The sequence below is a fragment of the Corallococcus sp. bb12-1 genome (genome assembly GCF_026626765.1).
GTDB lineage: Bacteria > Myxococcota > Myxococcia > Myxococcales > Myxococcaceae > Corallococcus > Corallococcus terminator.
In genome coordinates, this window is record NZ_JAPNJZ010000001.1 from 924,018 (window position 1) to 939,865 (window position 15,848).

Sequence of the window (15,848 nt, forward strand, 5' to 3'; positions counted from 1 at the left end):
CTTCACGCCGGCGGACAGGCCCACCGGATGGCGCGGATTGAAGCCCGCGACTCACTCCGCGCCGGAGGAGCCCATGAAGAGCCACATGACGCCAAAGCCCAGGACGAGCGCCACGGCCACCACCGCCGCGAGCATGACCCAGAAGCGGTAGCGCGAAGGCAGGGGCCACCTGAGGCCGGCGGGCAGCTTGAACTGGACGACCTTGGCCGGCTTCTTCGCGCCCTTGCGTTTGGCTTCCGCCTGCGCGCGCTCGCGCTCCTTCAGCTCCTCCGCGATCTTCAGCGCTTTGGAGATGTCCATGTCCGCGTTGACGAGCGTTTCGCGCGTCTTGGTGCGCACCGGAATCGGGCGGGTCTCGTTGGGCCGCTCGTCCACGATGGGGGCCGCCTTGCGCGGGGCCTCCTTGGGCGGGACGTAGGGGGTCGACTTCTCGGAGAGGTAGGCGGGCATGTTGCCCGTCGTGCGCGACAGGGCGCCGAAGATCTTCGCGGCCTCCAGCGCTTCGGTGGCTTCGCCCGCGCCCCCGGGGGTCCAGGGCACCGGAATCTCTTCCTGGGACAGGGGCCGGGTGGCGTCCGGGAAGTCCTCCGCGACGGGCGGGGCGGAGCGTGCCGGGGGTGCGGCGCCCAGGGAGGTGCGGGACGGGGAGCGCCGCTCCGAGGCCGCGTTCGCGACGGGGCGCTGGGGCTTGTCCACGTCCGTGTGCTCGTCGTCGAAGTCCCCTTCTTCGTCGGGGCCCAGGGCGAGGGGTGATGGGCCGGCGCCCTCGGTGGCGTCGTCCGCGCCCGAGCCCGGCGTCCAGCCGGAGCGGGCCTTCGCGGGGCCCTTCCCGGGGGCGGGAGAGGAGGGCTCGGTGTCCTCGCTCTTGCGCATGGGCCGCTCGTTCGTCGTGGAGTCCTCACTGCCGGCGCCGGGGGTCCAACCCGGACGCGAGGGCCGGTTCTGCATGGGTGAGTCCTCCGGGGCCGGGGGTGCCCCTTCTCGGTGAAAAGCTCGAGGGTGTGGACCGGAGTCTTCCGCTTCCGGAGCCGAATTCCAATCCGCTTGGAGAAGTTGCCCGGTCGCAGCCTGCCTGGACGGGGGGGCGGTCCCCGCCGCGCGGGGGCCTTCGCCCGGGTCGGTGGTGTCCTCGGCGCCCGGGCCGGCGGCTCGGGGGGCGGCGCCTTCCTGGGGGGTGGCGTCGTCCGCGCCGGGGCCGGGCGTCCAGTGCGCGGGCACGCCGTCCGGGCGAGCGGGTTCGGGAGGCGGGGTGGGTGCCAGGTCCGAGGCCACGTCGGGCGTGTGGGCGACGGCCGTGCTCGCGTCCTGTTCGGAGGTCGGGGTGGGTGCCGGGTCCGAGGCCGCGTCGGGCGTGTGGGCGACGGCCGTGCTCGGGTCCTGTGTCCGGGAAGCTTCGGGAGCCGTGCCCGCGCTCCGCCTTGGATCCACTCCGAACACCGTGGACTCCTCCACGCCGGAGCCCGGCGTCCACGCGACGTGCGGTGGCTGGGCGGGCGCGGTGGACTCCTCCGCGCCCACGCCCGGCACCCAGGCATCCCTGGTGACTTCCTGGTTGTGAATCCGCACCGGGGGCGCCTTGCGCGCACCGGGCTCCTCCCAGGGCTTCAGCTCCCGGGATGCCTTGTCCGCGGCCTGGCGCAACCTCGCCGCGTCCAGGGCCTCCGTCGCGATGTCCTCCTGCGCCCGGAGCACTTCCGCCTCCTCCGACACCGACGCGCCCGGCGGCGCGAGCACGGATGGAAACTCCTGCCGCGTGCTCGCGCGCTCCGGCTGTTCGCGCAGCAGGTCGTCCACCATCTGCTGCTCGACGACCTTCTCGCGCGGGAAGGCCGCCGACATCAGCCGCACCAGGTCCTGGTCCGTCACACCCGGCGCCAGCTTCTCCTTCAGCGCCGCCAGCGCCTCGCCCATCGCCGCGGCGGTCGGGAAGCGGTCCTTCGGTTCGGGCGCCAGCGCGCGCATCAGGAACGCATCCACCGCGCGCGGAAGGTCCGGCCGGTGACGCCCCGCCGGCTCCCACTGCGGATAGGCCGCGCGCCGCCAGCGATCCAACGGGTCTCCGCGCTGGGACAACGGCTTCCACGCGAACAACTCCCACAACACCACGCCCGCCGCGTACACGTCCGCCCTGCGGTCCACGGTTCGCTTGCGGGCCTGCTCCGGCGCCATGTACGTGAGGTTTCCAATCACCACGCGCGGCGCCGTCTGCTGCTCCTTCAGCGTGGACTGCGCCGCGCCGAAGTCGATGACCTTCACCTCGCCCGCGTAGCTCACGCACACGTTCGCGGGCGACAGGTCGCGGTGCACCAGGTGCAACGGGTGCCCGTCCTCGTCCGTCGCGTCGTGCGCGTACGCAAGGCCCTCGCACAGCCGCTGCCCCATCTGGAGCAGCGCGCCCAGGGGCATCATCCGTTGGCGCTGCCGCAGCCGGTACGCCAGCCGGCTGAGCGTCTTGCCCTGCACGTACTCCATGGCGAGGTAGAGCTGCCCGTCCACTTCGCCCATCGCGTACACGCGCGCGATGTTCGGGTGCGCAAGCCGCACCACCACGCGCGCCTCGTCGCGGAAGCGCCCCACGAACTGCCGGTTCTCCAAGAGCCCCGGCAGCACCTTCTTCACCACCACCGCGCGGCGCACGCCCTCCTCGCGCGCGAGGAAGACCTCCCCCATGCCGCCCGCGCCAATGCGGCGCACGAGGGTGTAGGGACCGAAGCGCAGCGGCCCCTTCAGGGGCTCCGGTTCAACGGGCGTCGCCAAGCGAGCGGAACGCCTTGCGAGCCGCGGCGAGTACGTGCGCCACCTCCGGCTCGCCGATGGCCAGCGACACGAACGCCGCCTCGAACTGGCTGGGCGGCAGGTACACCCCTTCGTGCAGCATCGCGTGGAAGAAGCGCCCGAACTTCGCCGTGTCCGCCTTCTTCGCGGACGCGTAGTCGAACACCGGCTCCGCCGTGAAGAACACCGTGAGCATGCTGCCCACGCGGTTCACCGTCACTGGCACCCCCGCCGCCTTCGCCTCCGCGCGGAAGCCCTCCTCCAACAAGAGCCCCAACTGCTCCAGCCGCGCGTACGTCCCCGGGGCCGCCAGCGCCTTCACGCACGCCAGGCCCGCCGCCACCGCCACGGGGTTTCCGGACAGCGTGCCGGACTGGTACACGGGCCCTTCCGGCGCCACCTTGGACATGATGTCGCGCCGGCCGCCGTACGCGCCCAGCGGCATGCCGCCGCCCACCACCTTCGCCATCGTGGTCAGGTCCGGCTTGAGCTTGTACAGCTCCTGCGCACCACCACGCGCCAGCCGGAAGCCCGTCATCACCTCATCCAGCACGAAGAGCACGCCGTGCTTCTGGCAGAGCGCCTGCAACCCCTCCAGGTAGCCCGGGCGCGGCACCAGCACGCCCATGTTGCCCACCACCGGCTCGATGATGGCGCACGCGATGTCCTTGCCCTTCTCCTCGAAGATGCGCTCCACCGCCTCCAGGTCGTTGAAGGGCGCGGTGAGCGTCAGCGCCGCCAGCGCCGCGGGCACGCCCGGCGAGTCCGGCAGACCCAGCGTCTCCACGCCACTGCCCGCCTTCACGAGGAACGGGTCGCCCGCGCCGTGGAAGCAGCCTTCGAACTTGAGGATGTGCTCGCGGCCGGTGAAGCCACGCGCCACGCGGACGGCGGCCACCGTGGCCTCCGTGCCGCTGGACACCAGGCGCACCTTCTCCAGCGATGGCACCGTGGCGCAGAGCAGCTCCGCGAACTCCACTTCCGCCGCGACGGGCGCGCCGAAGGTGGTGCCGCGACGGGCCGCCTCCAGGATGGCCTCGATGATGGGCGGGTACGCGTGCCCGAGGATGAGCGGACCCCAGCTGCCCACCAGGTCCACGTAGCGGTTGCCGTCCACGTCAGTGAGCCACGCGCCCGCGCCCTCCTTGAAGAAGACGGGGTCACCCCCCACGCCACGGAAGGCGCGCACCGGAGAGTTCACGCCACCCGGGATGCGCGCCTGCGCACGGGCGAAGAGGGCCTGACTTTGAGCGTGTTTCATGCGGGGTTGCATAGCACGCGCCGGGCGCCGCTCCCCTCTCCGCGTGGGGCTCCGGTGTCGGCTTTCCACCCCCATGCGGATGCCTGCCCGCACGGCGACGGACCTCCCTCCCGGGCAGGAGGTCCCGCCCTCCTCCAGGGGCAGCGCACTCGCGGCTTCACCCTGACGGTCCCGGCGGTTATGACCGCCCGCATGCGAATCCTCCACACCATGCTCCGCGTCGGCGACCTGGAGAAGTCGCTCGACTTCTACACCCGCGTCGTTGGCATGACGCTGCTGCGCCGCCACGACTATCCCGAAGGCCGCTTCACGCTCGCCTTCGTCGGCTTCGGTCCGGAGGACACCCACCCCGCGCTGGAGCTCACCCACAACTGGGACACGGCGAAGTACGAGCTGGGCACTGCGTACGGCCACATCGCCCTGGGCGTCAGCGACATCCACGCCACCGCCAACGCCATCCGCGCGGCCGGCGGCAAGGTCGTCCGCGAGCCCGGTCCCATGAAGCACGGCACCACTGTCATCGCCTTCGTCGAAGACCCGGACGGCTACAAGGTCGAGCTCATCCAGCAGAAGAGCTGATCCGCCCCATCGGGTCGCCTGGACGGTGGACGCCGCGCTCCCGCGCACGCGGGCCTCCGCCAGCATCGAGCGGGCTCGAATCGTGGTGCCCCAAGGAACCGGGCGCCGCATCGACGGGGACGAGGCCAGCGTGTTCGACCCGGACGCGCTGGACCCCGGCTCCCGGCCGGACGCGCCGAACCTCCACTGAAACAGGGAAGACAGGCCGCGAAGGCAGACATGACCCCGGGGCCCTGCGGCCCTGGCCAGGAGACGATGGACGGACCAGGCAGGCGGGCGAAATTTCAGGGCGATGTTTCGCGCCTTCCACTCGCCGTGTCCTCCTCAGGGGTGTAGAGAGGCCGGCGCGCCTCGCATCGGAGCGCGCGCACCCTCCCCTTCCGAGGCACTTCATGGTGGAGAGTCCCCAGAGCCAGAACGCGTTGTCCCCCGACGAGCTCCACGAGGCCTGGGCCGTGCTGTCCGTGGACGAGCGCCTGGAAGGCTTCCGCCTGCTGCCCGCGGCGGTGGCGGACGACTTCTTCCTGGGGCTGTCCGCGAGAGAACAGGCCGAGCTCATCCTCAGCCTGCCGCAGGGCGAGCGCCGCACCTGGGTGCGCCTGCTTCCCCCGGACGACCTGGCCGACCTGGTCCAGGCGGTGGAGCCCGACCAGGTCAACGCCATCCTGTCGCAGCTCGACGACGCCAGCCGCCGCGAGGTGAACGTCCTCTTGGCCTACGCGGAGGACGACGCCGGCGGTCTGATGAATCCGCGCTTCGCCCGCGTGCGCCCGGACATGAGCATCGACGAGGCCATCGGCTACCTGCGCAAGCAGGCGCGTGAGCGGGTGGAGACCGTCTATTACGCCTACGTGCTGGACGCCGAGCAGCGCCTGCAGGGCGTGCTGTCCCTGCGCCAGCTCTTCCAGGCCGCGCCGGACAAGCGCGTGGCGGACGTCATGCAACGCGATGTCATCACCGTGGCGGAGAACACCGACCAGGAGGCCGTGAGCCGCACCTTCTCCGAACACAGCTTCATGGCCATGCCCGTGGTGGACGAAGCCCTGCGCATGAAGGGCATCGTCACGGTGGACGACATCGTGGACGTGGTCCAGGAAGAGGCCACGGAGGACATCCAGAAGGTCGGCGGTATGGAGGCCCTGGACGCGCCGTACTTCGACGTCGGCTTCCTGGCGATGCTCAAGAAGCGCGCCGGCTGGCTGATGGTGCTCTTCCTGGGCGAGATGCTCACCGCCACGGCGATGGGCTACTTCGAGCATGAGATTGCCCGCGCCGTGGTGTTGAGCCTCTTCATCCCGCTCATCATCAGCTCGGGCGGCAACTCCGGCAGCCAGGCCACCACGCTCATCATCCGCGCGCTGGCGCTGTCGGAGATGCGGCTGAAGGACTGGTGGCGCGTGGCCCGACGGGAGCTGGGCACGGGGCTGGCGCTGGGCTCGGTGCTGGGCCTCGTGGGCTTCATCCGCGTCATGGTGTGGCAGGCGCTGTTCCACAGCTATGGGGACCATGCGGTGGTCATTGGCCTCACCGTGGGCGTGTCGCTGGTGGGTGTGGTGCTGTTCGGGACGCTGTCCGGCTCCATGCTGCCGTTCATCCTCAGGCGCGTGGGCTTCGACCCCGCGAGCGCGTCCGCGCCCTTCGTGGCCACGCTGGTGGACGTGACGGGACTCGTCATCTACTTCACGGCGGCGAGCCTCTTCCTGCGCGGCACCCTGCTGTAATCCGCCACGCCGCGCCCTGGAGGCCGTTCCATGATCGTCACCACTTCGCGGCGCACGCTGAACCTGTCGGGCACACAGGGCTTCATCTCCGCCGCCAGCGGGCTGGTGCGCGCGGGGGACTGGCTCTACGTGGTCGCGGACGACGCGCTCCACCTGGCCGTGTTCCCCGCCACCGGGGACGCGCCGGGCCACACCGTGCGCCTCTTTCCGGGGGAGCTTCCGGACGGGCACGCGGAGCGCAAGGCCGCGAAGCCGGACCTGGAGGCGCTGTGCCGGCTGGGCCCTTCCGCAACGTTCGCGCATGGCGCGCTGCTGGCGCTGCCCTCGGGTTCAACGCCGGTGCGGCGCCGGGCGTCGGTGCTGCCCTTGAACGCGGACGGGACGCTCGCGGGGCCGCCTCGCACGGTGGACTGCACGGGGCTGTACGTGCAGTTGGAGCGCGAGCTGGTGGCGCTCAATGTGGAAGGCGCGGCGGTGACGGGCCGGTTCCTGCGGCTGCTCAACCGGGGCAACGGCGACGGTGGCGTGGACGCGCTGGTGGACCTGGACCTGGACCGCGTGCTGGGCGGCGTGGACTCGGGCGCGCTGGGGCCGGCGGCGGTGCGCAGCGTGCGCCGGTGGGAGCTGGGAGAAGCCAATGGCGTCCGGCTGTCCTTCACGGACGCGTCGGCGCTGCCGGACGGGCGCGTGGTGTTCACCGCCACGGCGGAGGATTCGCGCGACCGCGTGGCGGATGGCCCGGTGAAGGGCTCCGCGGTGGGCGTGCTCGCGCCGGATGGGACGCCGGTGTACCTGGACGCGGTGGACGCGGGCGTGAAGCTGGAGGGCGTGGACGCGCGCGTGGAGGGTGGGCGCATCCACCTGCTGCTCGTGGCGGACGCGGACGACCCGTCGGTGCCCGCGCCGCTGCTGGAAGCCGTGCTGCCCGTGCCGGGCTGAGAAGAAAGCCTCAGGCCTGGCGCTTCACCGGCAGCGGGCCGAACGCCTGCGCCACCGGCATCATCGAGATGACGTTGATGTTCACGTGCGCGGGCCTTGAGGCCACCCAGTGCACCGTGTCCGCGATGTCCTCCGGCGTGAGCGGCTGCGTGTTCGCATACAGCGACGCGGCGCGGGCGTCATCGCCCTTGAAGCGCACGTTGGAGAACTCCGTGCCGCCCAGGAGCCCCGGCTCGATGTCCGTCACGCGCACCGCCGTGCCGTGCAGGTCCGCGCGCAGGTTCAGGCTGAACTGGTGCACGAACGCCTTCGTCGCGCCGTACACGTTGCCCCCCGGATAGGGGAACTCCCCCGCGATGGAGCCGATGTTGATGACGTGGCCCCGGTCACGCGCCACCATGCCCGTCAGCGCCGCGCGCGTGCAGTACAGGAGTCCCTTGACGTTGGTGTCCACCATCACGTCCCAGTCCTCCAGCCGCGCCGTCTGCGCGGGGTCCAACCCCAGCGCGAGCCCAGCGTTGTTGACCAGCACGTCCACCTGCGCGAAGTCCGCGGGCAGCGAATCGAAGGCCTTCTGAACGGCCGCCCGGTCCGTCACGTCCAGCGTCACCGGCAGGAGCTTGTCTCCCAGCTCCGCCTTCAGCGCGTCCAACCGCTCGCCCCGGCGTCCGGTGGCGATGACGCGCGCGCCTTCCTTCACGAAGCGGCGCGCGACGGCCAGCCCCACACCCGCGGTGGCCCCTGTCACCAGCACGTTCATGTGATTCCTCCCACGAAGAGATGCCCGGCCCGACAGGGCCAGGCCTCACCGTTACATCGCATGCGTGGGAGGACGGCGCACGCGAATGCGCCGCACGGAAGGTTCAGTCCCCGCGGTCGCGGGCGGCTTCCTCGGCGGTGCCTCCCATGGCTTCCACGGAGGTGCGGGCCTGCTTGGCGCGGTCAAACGCCACTTCCTTCTTGCCGATGCCTTCGACCGTGAGGTTCGCCAACCGGCGGCGCGCCCGCACGATGGCATCCTGCACGAGCGTCGGATCCGGGTGCGTCTTGAGCGTCTCCACCCAGGTCTCGATGGCCTTCTCGTTGTCGCCCGCGTCCGCGCGCAGCTTGCCCATCTCGAAGAGGGCGTGCGGCGCCAGCTCCGAGTCCGGGAAGCGCGAGCGCAGGTCCGCGAAGGTGCGCAGCGCTTCCTGCCGCTTGCCCTCCAGCATGGCCAGCGCCTGCGCCTGGAGGTAGATGGAGTCATCCACGTACGCGCTGGTGGCGAAGCGCTCCGGCAGCTTGCGCGCTTCCAGTTCGCACTGCGGATAGTCCGCCAGCTCGAAGTAGAGCTTGGCCACCTGGTACTGGAGCTCCGCGCCCTGCGGCGGGTTGCGGTGCAGCGCGGCGGTGAGCTGGTCGATGGAGCCGCGCAGGTCGCGGTAGTGCACCCGCAGCAGCTCCGCCAGGATGATGCGCGCGTCCAGCGCCTCCGGGGACTCCGGGCACTGCTGGATGAGCTGGCGGTAGACGGACACCGCCTCCTTCACCTTGCGCTGCTCCAGCCAGTACACGTCCGCGGCGCCCTTGAGGGCCCGGGCGCGCATCACCAGCGCCTCCGGCGTCTCGTCGCGCAGCAGCATGTCGTACGCCTTGCGGTACTCCACCAGCGCTTCGTCCGGACGCTTCTCGAAGATGGCGTCCCGCGCGCGCTGCATGTGGTCCACCGGCTTGTCGCGGCAGCCCGTGACGGCCAGCGTCCCCACCGCCAACGTGAACATCCAGCGCCGGGCTGCCTGCTTCATTCGCACGACTCCGGGATGAGGCGCACGCAGCGCGTCTCGTCGCAGCGCACGCATTCACGCTCCGAGGACACATCCGTGACGCACACGGAGACGCGCGAGGTCCGGGGACAGTCCTCGGACGTGACGCAACGGTAGAGACTCCCGTCCGTCCGGGTGATGTCCACCGACGTGGAGCCGCAGGACTCCAGGTTGTTGCATCCCAGGAGCATGGCCGACACCACCGCCACTGCTCCGAACCAGGCGCATTGCACGGTCCAGGTTCTAGCCAACTTCCGCCCCCGGGTCACGAATCGTGCGCCCGCCTGCCCGCCCGTCGAAAAACGTGGACTCCCCGGAGGAGCCCCTGCCGGTGCATGGCCACCCCCTCTCCAGGCGTGCTAGCCCTGTCGCGTCACGACGTCCCCCGTCGCCCCTGCCAGGAGCCCTGAAACCATGAGCCTTCCCTCACGTCCTCGCGCGGTGGTGACTGGCGCCGGAAGCGGCCTGGGCCGCGCGCTGTGTGAAGCCCTGGCGGCCCGTCAGGCGCGGGTGCTGGTGTCGGACGTAGACCCGGCCACGGCCGAGGAGACCGCCCGCCGCGTCACCGAACGCGGCGGCGAAGCGCGCGTGTTCCCGTGCGACGTCACGGACCCGGAAGCGGTGGAGGCCCTGGCGCGCGCGGCGGAGGACGCGTTCGGCGGCGTGGACCTGCTCGTCAACAACGCGGGCGTGGGCGCGGTGGGAGACGTGGGCGACCTGCCGCTCGTGGAGTGGCGGCGCGTGCTGGACGTGAACCTGTGGGGCGTCATCCACGGCTGCCACACCTTCGTGCCGCGCCTGCGCAGGCAGGGCACGGGGCACGTGCTCAACATCGCGTCCGCCGCGGGGCTCATCTTCGCGCCGCACCTGGCGGCCTACAACGCGTCCAAGGCCGCCGTGGTCGCGCTGTCGGAGACGCTGTACGCGGAGCTCAAGCCGCTGGGCCTGGGCGTCACGGTGGCGTGCCCCACGTTCTTCCGGACGAACATCGCCGCGTCAGCGCGCTATTCGGATGCGACGCTGAAGGGCATGGGCGCGAGGCTGGTGGATGGTTCGAAGATAGGACCGGACTGGGTGGCCGCGCGGTTGCTCACGGCCGTGGACCGGAACGCACCGCACGTGCTGCCCATGATGGATGCGCGCTGGTTCTGGCGCATGCGCCGGTGGATGCCCGAGCTGTTCCTCCACGGCGTCATCGCCGTGGACAAGCACTTCCGCGCGCGCATGGCCCGCGGAGGTTGAGCGGACTCTAGGGGCGGCCCTGCTGCGCTGGCGCCTTGCCGGAGGTGAGCACGGCGGTGTCCACGGACGCCATCGAGTTGCGCTGCTTCACCATCCGCGCCTTCTGGTCCTGCTTGTCGTAGTGCTTCATGATGGCGGCGAGGTGCGCGTCCGCCACCTTGCACTGGACGACGCTGACTTCCTGGTGACGCCGCCCCAATTCGCTCCACATCGCCAGCCGGCCCTGGCTGCCCATGAGCCGGTCCTCGACCGCGTCCAGGGCCTGGTCCATCTGCTTGCCTTCGGCCTCCAGCACCGCGAGCCGCGCTTCGGCGTCTTCCGGGGTCGGTCCCCCGCATCCGGTGGAGACGGCGAGCCCCACGACCGCTGTCAGTCCGAGCCACGTCCGCCGCATCCCCACCGTCGCCTCCCAGGTGTCTCGGGTCGTCCACCGACCGTCAGGCAGCGCAAGGTAGGAACGGCCTCCGGGAGCGACAACCTGGACTCACGATGGGGGTGCAGGCGTTTTCAGGAACGAACGTTTGGGCCATTTACCCCTCCCTCCGGTTTGACGATGAGTCAGAAGGGCCCCCGTTCCAGTGTTGCGCGGCCCCCAGACCCTTCACAGGTGGGCCCTGTCACGTTCGCGGTCCTCCGCTGGAAGGAGCCGTCACGACTCCGGCGACGGGGACAGGGCGCCCCCCTCGAAAGTGCTTCCCTCTTCAGCGCACCGGAGCGATGCGCGCCCGGTGCTTCAGGATGAACTCACACACCTCGCGCGCGGCGCCGAAGCCCGCGGCGCGCTGGGCCACGTAGTGCACCTTGGAGCGCACCTCGTCCGGGGCCTCGGGCACGGTGGCGGAGAAGCCCACCGCGTTGAGCAGCGGCAGGTCCACGACCTCGTCCCCCATGTAGCCGCAGTGCTCGGCGGACACATCGAGGATGCTCAGCAGCTTCTCGAAGTGCGCCACCTTGTCGCTGCTGCCGAAGTGCACGTGGCGCAAGCCCAGTGACTGCATGCGCATCTGCGCGGAGAGGCTGTCGCCCCCGGAGATGGCGGCCACCTCGATGCCCACCTCCTGCAGGCGCTTGATGCCCATGCCGTCGCGCACGCTGTACATCTGCGTCCAGCCGGAGTTGGGCACCCAGAAGATGCGTCCGTCGGTGAGCGTGCCGTCGATGTCGAAGATCATCACCGACAGGCGCGCCACCCGCGCCTTGAGCGCTTCCAGGTCCTGGTTCATCGCAACCGCCCCTCTACTTGGGCACGGCCTTGAGCGAGGCCTTGCCGTCCTTGATGACGACCTTGAACTCCACGGCCTTCGCGTTGTGCTGCTTGAGCAGCTCCGGCACCTGCTTGCGCAGCGTGGCCGCCACCGACTCGTAGGACAGCTTGGACGTGTCCTCCTGGCAGCGGCGCTTCGCGGTGACATAGGCGTCGTACACCGCGCGCAGCTTGTCGTCGGACATGCCGCCACCAGGACCGGCCGCCGCCGGCCGGGGAGCCGCGAGGGGCGCCGTCACCCCGGGACGCGCGGGCGCACCCGCCGCTGGTGCCGCTGTCCTCGCGGCCATGCCCGGAGGCACCGCGGGACGTCCCGCCGCCGGCGTGCCCCCTGCCACCGAGGGCACCGCGGGCGTCAGCGAAGGCAGCTTCGCGGCCCCCGCCACCGCCGGAACACCCGGCACCGCGGGCGTCCCCCGGAACGGCGTGCCACCGGCGGGCGCCACCGCGGGCGTGCCCCGGAACGGCGTGCCGGCCGCCGGAGCCGCCACCGCGGGCTCGTTCACCGGACGGCCGGGGACCTTGGGCTCGTTGATGGGCCGGCGGCCCGTGAGCTCTTCAATCTCCTCGATCTCCATGTCGGAGATCTCCTCCGGCAGCTCCACCACGTCCTTGCGGCGCTCACCGGCGGCGGCGGGCTTCTTCGCGGACTCGGAGCGACGGCGGGCCTTGGCCAGGTCGCGGTGGTAGGTGCCGGCCTCAATCTCCTGGATGGTGCGCACCCACAAGCGTTCGTAGGTGAGGAACTTGTTGTGGATGGTCTGCACGCGGAACTTCACCGACGTGCTGCGCACGAAGGCGCCCTTGAGGCGGACCATCCGCTTCTTCAGGTCCTCGTGCGCGCGGATGGGCGCCTGCCGCTCCATGCCCAGGAAGTACTGCTCGTAGGTGTGGCGCAGCTCCGCGAGCTCCGCCTCCAGCGCCTCGCACTCCTGAAGGGCGGCTTCGCTGGAGGAGCTGGCGTCCTGCGCGGGCCGGGCTCCACCTTTGTTGGCGGACCGGGCGTTATCGGGCGGCGGCATGTATCGGGAGTGTCCTCAACCCGGGCGCGGCTCGCAACCTCAGGCCGCCGACGGTGTCGGTCCCAGGCCAGCGACCTCACCCGCCGGTCGGTGGCGCCCCAGGAGGATGGCGCCAAAGGTGAACATGCACAGGGAGATGAACTGGCTGGTGGACACGTTGTACCAGGCCTCCAGGGGCACCGCCGCCGCCAGCCCCTGGGCCCCCAGCGACTCCAGCAGGCCGTGCAGGGTGCCGCGCTCCACGTCGCCCCGGAACAGCTCCACCGTGGTGCGCAGGACGGCGTAGGCCATCAGCCACAGGGCGAAGATGTGCCCGTGGAAGCGGCGGAAGCGCCGCGCGTACAGCAGCGCCACGAAGAGCCCCAGTTGGCCCACCGACTCGAAGAGCTGCGTGGGGTACACCGGCAGCGTGGTGCCGTGCTGGGCCACCCAGTCGGAGATGCGCACCGCGCCCGGCGCCGCCTGGTGGAGCACCTGCCCGGTGGCTTCCACGATGAAGCGGTCATCCCCCGCCTGGGAGCCATACGCCAGGCTGGACGCGTGCCCCAGCCGGCCGAACAGGTCCTGGGCCACCCCGGCGCCGGGGAAGGTCACCCCGGTGTGGGAGTGGCTGCCCGCCATGTCCCCCCAGCAGCAGCCCGCGGAGAAGCACCCCAGGCGCCCCAGGCACTGGCCCAGCGACACGGTGGGGATGCACACATCCGCCAGCCGCAGGAAGTCCAGGTCGTACTTCCGGGCGAACAGGTACGCCGCCAGCCCCGCGCCAATGAGGCCGCCGTAGAACACCAGCCCGCCGCCCAGGGAGAAGGCCTGCGTCCAGTCCTTCGCGTAGTCCTGCCAGTTCACCATCACGAACAGCACGCGGCTGCCCACGAGCCCACCGACGAGCGCCCAGAACGCCATGTCCAGCACCTGCTCGCGCCGCAGGGGCCCTTCCGTGTCCACGAAGCCTCGGCCCTCCACGAACGTCACCCGGCGCCACTCGTCCTGCGCCAGCCGCCCCGCCACCGACACCGCGCAGATGAACCCGGCGGCCAGGAGCACGCCGTAGGTGTGCAGCGGGATGCCCTCGCCCTTGCCTCCCGGGAAGGCGTCCGCGGGCAGCGCGTACTTCAGGCCGAAGTACGCCAGCGCCGCGCCAATGGCGGCGAAGCCCAGGGCGCGCAGCAGCTTGTCCTGGAGCGACGCGGGCGCGGCCTTGTCGCTCTTCGCATCCACCGGCCCCACCGCGCCCTGCCAGCCGTTGAAGGCGATGGAGGACACCACCCCCACCGCGACGGCGTACAGCAGGAGCTGCATCCAGAGGCTGGTGAAGGTGAGGCGCAGGAGGACGGGGAGCATGGAGACCTCGGCCGGGCGGCGAGAAGGCGGACCGCGACGACGGACCGCGCCCGGGAAACGGCGGGGACAACCCGAGCGGCCGGGCGGGACATTCCCGCGCACCGGCCACGCACGACAACAGGCGTCAGGCCTTGGCGGGTTCGGAGGGGGGCTTCTCCTTGCGGACGAAGGCGTCCACCACGAGCATGCCCACGCCCACCACGATGGCCGCGTCCGCGACGTTGAACGACGGCCAGGCGGCCTTGTCGTACCAATGCGCTTCCAGGAAATCGATGACGAAGGCCCGGGCCACCCGGTCGATGTAGTTGCCCAGCGCGCCGCCCAGCACCAGCGGCAGGCCCCACAGCGCCCACTTCTCCGCGGGGTCCGTCCCGGTGAGCTTCCGGAAGTAGAAGACGATGAGCAGCACCGCGCCCAGGCTCACCAGATGGAAGAGCGGGCCGCGCACGTGGGGCGGCAGGTCGCGGAACATGCCCCACGCGGCGCCGGGGTTCTCCGCGTAGCGCAGGCGGAAGAAGTCATCGACCACCTCCACGTGCCTGCGGGGCTGGAAGTGCAGCCCGTAGCGGCCGGCCGCCTCCGCGGGCGTGTACATCGCGCCCAGGCGCTGCCCCAGCGTGGTGGCCCCGTCGAAGCGGGTGGTGAGGTCCCGCACGACCAGATACTTCGTCCACTGGTCCAGCACGATGACGCCCAGCGTGAGGGCGAGGAGGATGACGTATTTGCGCGGCACGGGGACGGCTTATACCAGCCCACCCCGGCCCGTCACGGCTGAGGACTCTGGGGGGTGAGCGGCGGGGTGGCGACGGTCTCCTCCGGCCGGCGCGCCCACACGGAGTCCAGCAGCATCAGCGCCACGCCCACCACGATGGCCGCGTCCGCCACGTTGAACGTGGGCCAGCGCATGCCCGGCTGGTTGCGCCAGTGCCAGTCGATGAAGTCGATGACGTAGCCCCGGATGAGCCGGTCCACGAAGTTGCCCAGCGCGCCGCCGGTGATGAGCGCCAGCGCCAGCCGCACCGACTTCTGGGACGCGTCCGTGCGCCGGTACAGCACCAGGATGAACGTCAGCGCCGCCAGGCTCACCACGTGGAAGAACGCCTTGCGCGCCGTGTCCGGCAGGTTGGCGAACATGCCCCACGCCGCGCCCGGGTTCTCCACGTAGCGGAAGTGCCAGTAGTCCTCGATGAAGCGGTACGGCCGCGTGTTGCGCCGGAACTCGCCCTCCTTCGGAGGGTCGTTGTCCAGGTTCTGCTCGCTCAGGAAGCCGGACACGCGCGCCATGCCTTCGCGGCCGTCCAGTGCTTCCGTCAGCCGGGACACGGCCAGGTACTTGGTCACCTGATCCGCCGCGAGCACGGCGAGGACCACGACGAGGAGGAGGCGGAGGGAGGCTTTCATGCGGTGTCAGACCTCTATCGCGCCCCCGGGAGCCCTGACAACCCGGGGCCTTCAAGGCGCCCGCCGGGCCGCCTGCCTCCGCACTCCCGGACGCCGCGTCTTTCGGGCATGGTGCGCCCATGGCGCCTGTTGAGCCCGACGTGAAACCTTCCGCTCCCGACATTGCCCCACCCGAAACCACCACCGCCCCGGCGGCGAAGCCGTCGTTGATGGCGCGCTTCAAGGCGCTGATGGTGGACTACGGCCCGCTGGCCATCGCGGTGAACTACGTCATCTTCGGCCTGGTCATCGTGGGCTTCTGGGCGGCCATCCGCGCGGGCTTCCGGCCGGAGAGCACCGGGGCGCAGGCGGGCGCCTGGGGCGCTGCCTACATCGCGTCGCAGGCGGTGAAGCCGTTGCGGCTGGCGGCGGTGTTCGTGCTCACGCCGCTCATCGCCCGCATTCCGCCAGTGGCGCGCTTCCTGGCGAAGAACAAGCACAAGTGGAGCTTCTGAAGCGCTT

Annotated in this window: 17 protein-coding genes; 6 read left to right on the forward strand and 11 right to left on the reverse strand. The window is 71.1% G+C overall.

What is annotated here, in order from left to right; translation table 11 throughout:
- Positions 1 to 51 precede the first annotated feature (51 nt).
- Positions 52 to 2,757 carry a protein kinase domain-containing protein gene (locus tag OV208_RS03885; protein WP_267572434.1) on the reverse strand — a complete coding sequence of 902 codons (2,706 nt, stop codon included), beginning with the start codon at positions 2,755 to 2,757 and terminating at the stop codon, positions 52 to 54.
- The gene (gene hemL, locus OV208_RS03890) at positions 2,741 to 4,036 is read right to left on the reverse strand and encodes a glutamate-1-semialdehyde 2,1-aminomutase (protein WP_267572435.1); all 1,296 of its coding nucleotides are present in this window, start codon (positions 4,034 to 4,036) and stop codon (positions 2,741 to 2,743) included. The genes OV208_RS03885 and hemL overlap by 17 nt, the downstream gene beginning before the upstream one ends.
- 192 nt (positions 4,037 to 4,228) lie before the next feature.
- Here hemL and gloA point away from each other — a divergent pair, with 192 nt between their 5' ends.
- The 4 genes from gloA to OV208_RS03910 all read left to right on the forward strand — a co-directional run bounded on the left by gloA (position 4,229) and on the right by OV208_RS03910 (position 7,275).
- Positions 4,229 to 4,615: a lactoylglutathione lyase gene (gene gloA / locus OV208_RS03895; protein ID WP_244237915.1), complete on the forward strand. Its 387-nt coding sequence runs from the start codon at positions 4,229 to 4,231 to the stop codon at positions 4,613 to 4,615.
- Positions 4,616 to 4,640: 25 nt separating this feature from the next.
- Complete coding sequence (locus OV208_RS03900) at positions 4,641 to 4,805, forward strand: hypothetical protein (RefSeq protein ID WP_267572436.1); 165 nt, start codon at positions 4,641 to 4,643, stop codon at positions 4,803 to 4,805.
- 202 nt (positions 4,806 to 5,007) lie between these two features.
- The gene (gene mgtE / locus OV208_RS03905; RefSeq protein WP_267572437.1) at positions 5,008 to 6,336 is read left to right on the forward strand and encodes a magnesium transporter; all 1,329 of its coding nucleotides are present in this window, start codon (positions 5,008 to 5,010) and stop codon (positions 6,334 to 6,336) included.
- A gap of 30 nt (positions 6,337 to 6,366) precedes the next feature.
- A complete protein-coding gene (locus tag OV208_RS03910) occupies positions 6,367 to 7,275 on the forward strand; it encodes a DUF6929 family protein (protein ID WP_267572438.1) in 909 nt (302 codons plus the stop codon).
- 10 nt (positions 7,276 to 7,285) lie between these two features.
- Here the strand turns inward: OV208_RS03910 and OV208_RS03915 are convergent, their stop codons facing one another.
- The 3 genes from OV208_RS03915 to OV208_RS03925 all read right to left on the reverse strand — a co-directional run bounded on the left by OV208_RS03915 (position 7,286) and on the right by OV208_RS03925 (position 9,310).
- On the reverse strand, positions 7,286 to 8,035 hold the full coding sequence (locus OV208_RS03915; protein ID WP_267572439.1) for an SDR family NAD(P)-dependent oxidoreductase: 750 nt from the start codon (positions 8,033 to 8,035) through the stop codon (positions 7,286 to 7,288).
- A 103-nt stretch (positions 8,036 to 8,138) separates the two neighbouring features.
- The gene (locus tag OV208_RS03920; RefSeq protein WP_267572440.1) at positions 8,139 to 9,059 is read right to left on the reverse strand and encodes a tetratricopeptide repeat protein; all 921 of its coding nucleotides are present in this window, start codon (positions 9,057 to 9,059) and stop codon (positions 8,139 to 8,141) included.
- Complete coding sequence (locus tag OV208_RS03925; RefSeq protein WP_324291338.1) at positions 9,056 to 9,310, reverse strand: hypothetical protein; 255 nt, start codon at positions 9,308 to 9,310, stop codon at positions 9,056 to 9,058. The genes OV208_RS03920 and OV208_RS03925 overlap by 4 nt, the downstream gene beginning before the upstream one ends.
- 181 nt (positions 9,311 to 9,491) lie before the next feature.
- Between OV208_RS03925 and OV208_RS03930 the strand changes: the two genes are divergently transcribed.
- Positions 9,492 to 10,319, forward strand: a complete 828-nt coding sequence (locus tag OV208_RS03930; RefSeq protein ID WP_267572441.1) for an SDR family NAD(P)-dependent oxidoreductase — start codon at positions 9,492 to 9,494, stop codon at positions 10,317 to 10,319.
- A 7-nt stretch (positions 10,320 to 10,326) separates the two neighbouring features.
- Here OV208_RS03930 and OV208_RS03935 read toward each other — a convergent pair whose 3' ends face one another.
- From OV208_RS03935 to lspA (OV208_RS03960), 6 genes are all read right to left on the reverse strand, one after another.
- On the reverse strand, positions 10,327 to 10,713 hold the full coding sequence (locus OV208_RS03935) for a hypothetical protein (protein WP_324291339.1): 387 nt from the start codon (positions 10,711 to 10,713) through the stop codon (positions 10,327 to 10,329).
- Between the two features lie 307 nt (positions 10,714 to 11,020).
- Positions 11,021 to 11,542 (reverse strand): KdsC family phosphatase, encoded by a 522-nt coding sequence (locus OV208_RS03940; RefSeq protein ID WP_267572443.1) that lies wholly within the window; start codon positions 11,540 to 11,542, stop codon positions 11,021 to 11,023.
- Between the two features lie 13 nt (positions 11,543 to 11,555).
- Positions 11,556 to 12,605, reverse strand: coding sequence for an MXAN_5187 C-terminal domain-containing protein (locus OV208_RS03945; protein ID WP_267572444.1), 1,050 nt, complete (start codon positions 12,603 to 12,605; stop codon positions 11,556 to 11,558).
- 39 nt (positions 12,606 to 12,644) lie between these two features.
- A complete protein-coding gene (locus tag OV208_RS03950; RefSeq protein ID WP_267572445.1) occupies positions 12,645 to 13,946 on the reverse strand; it encodes a prolipoprotein diacylglyceryl transferase in 1,302 nt (433 codons plus the stop codon).
- A gap of 124 nt (positions 13,947 to 14,070) precedes the next feature.
- Positions 14,071 to 14,679 carry a signal peptidase II gene (gene lspA / locus OV208_RS03955; RefSeq protein WP_267572446.1) on the reverse strand — a complete coding sequence of 203 codons (609 nt, stop codon included), beginning with the start codon at positions 14,677 to 14,679 and terminating at the stop codon, positions 14,071 to 14,073.
- Positions 14,680 to 14,711: 32 nt separating this feature from the next.
- Positions 14,712 to 15,347: a signal peptidase II gene (gene lspA / locus OV208_RS03960; protein ID WP_267572447.1), complete on the reverse strand. Its 636-nt coding sequence runs from the start codon at positions 15,345 to 15,347 to the stop codon at positions 14,712 to 14,714.
- 140 nt (positions 15,348 to 15,487) lie between these two features.
- Between lspA (OV208_RS03960) and OV208_RS03965 the strand changes: the two genes are divergently transcribed.
- Complete coding sequence (locus OV208_RS03965; RefSeq protein ID WP_267572448.1) at positions 15,488 to 15,841, forward strand: hypothetical protein; 354 nt, start codon at positions 15,488 to 15,490, stop codon at positions 15,839 to 15,841.
- The last annotated feature ends 7 nt before the right edge of the window (positions 15,842 to 15,848 follow it).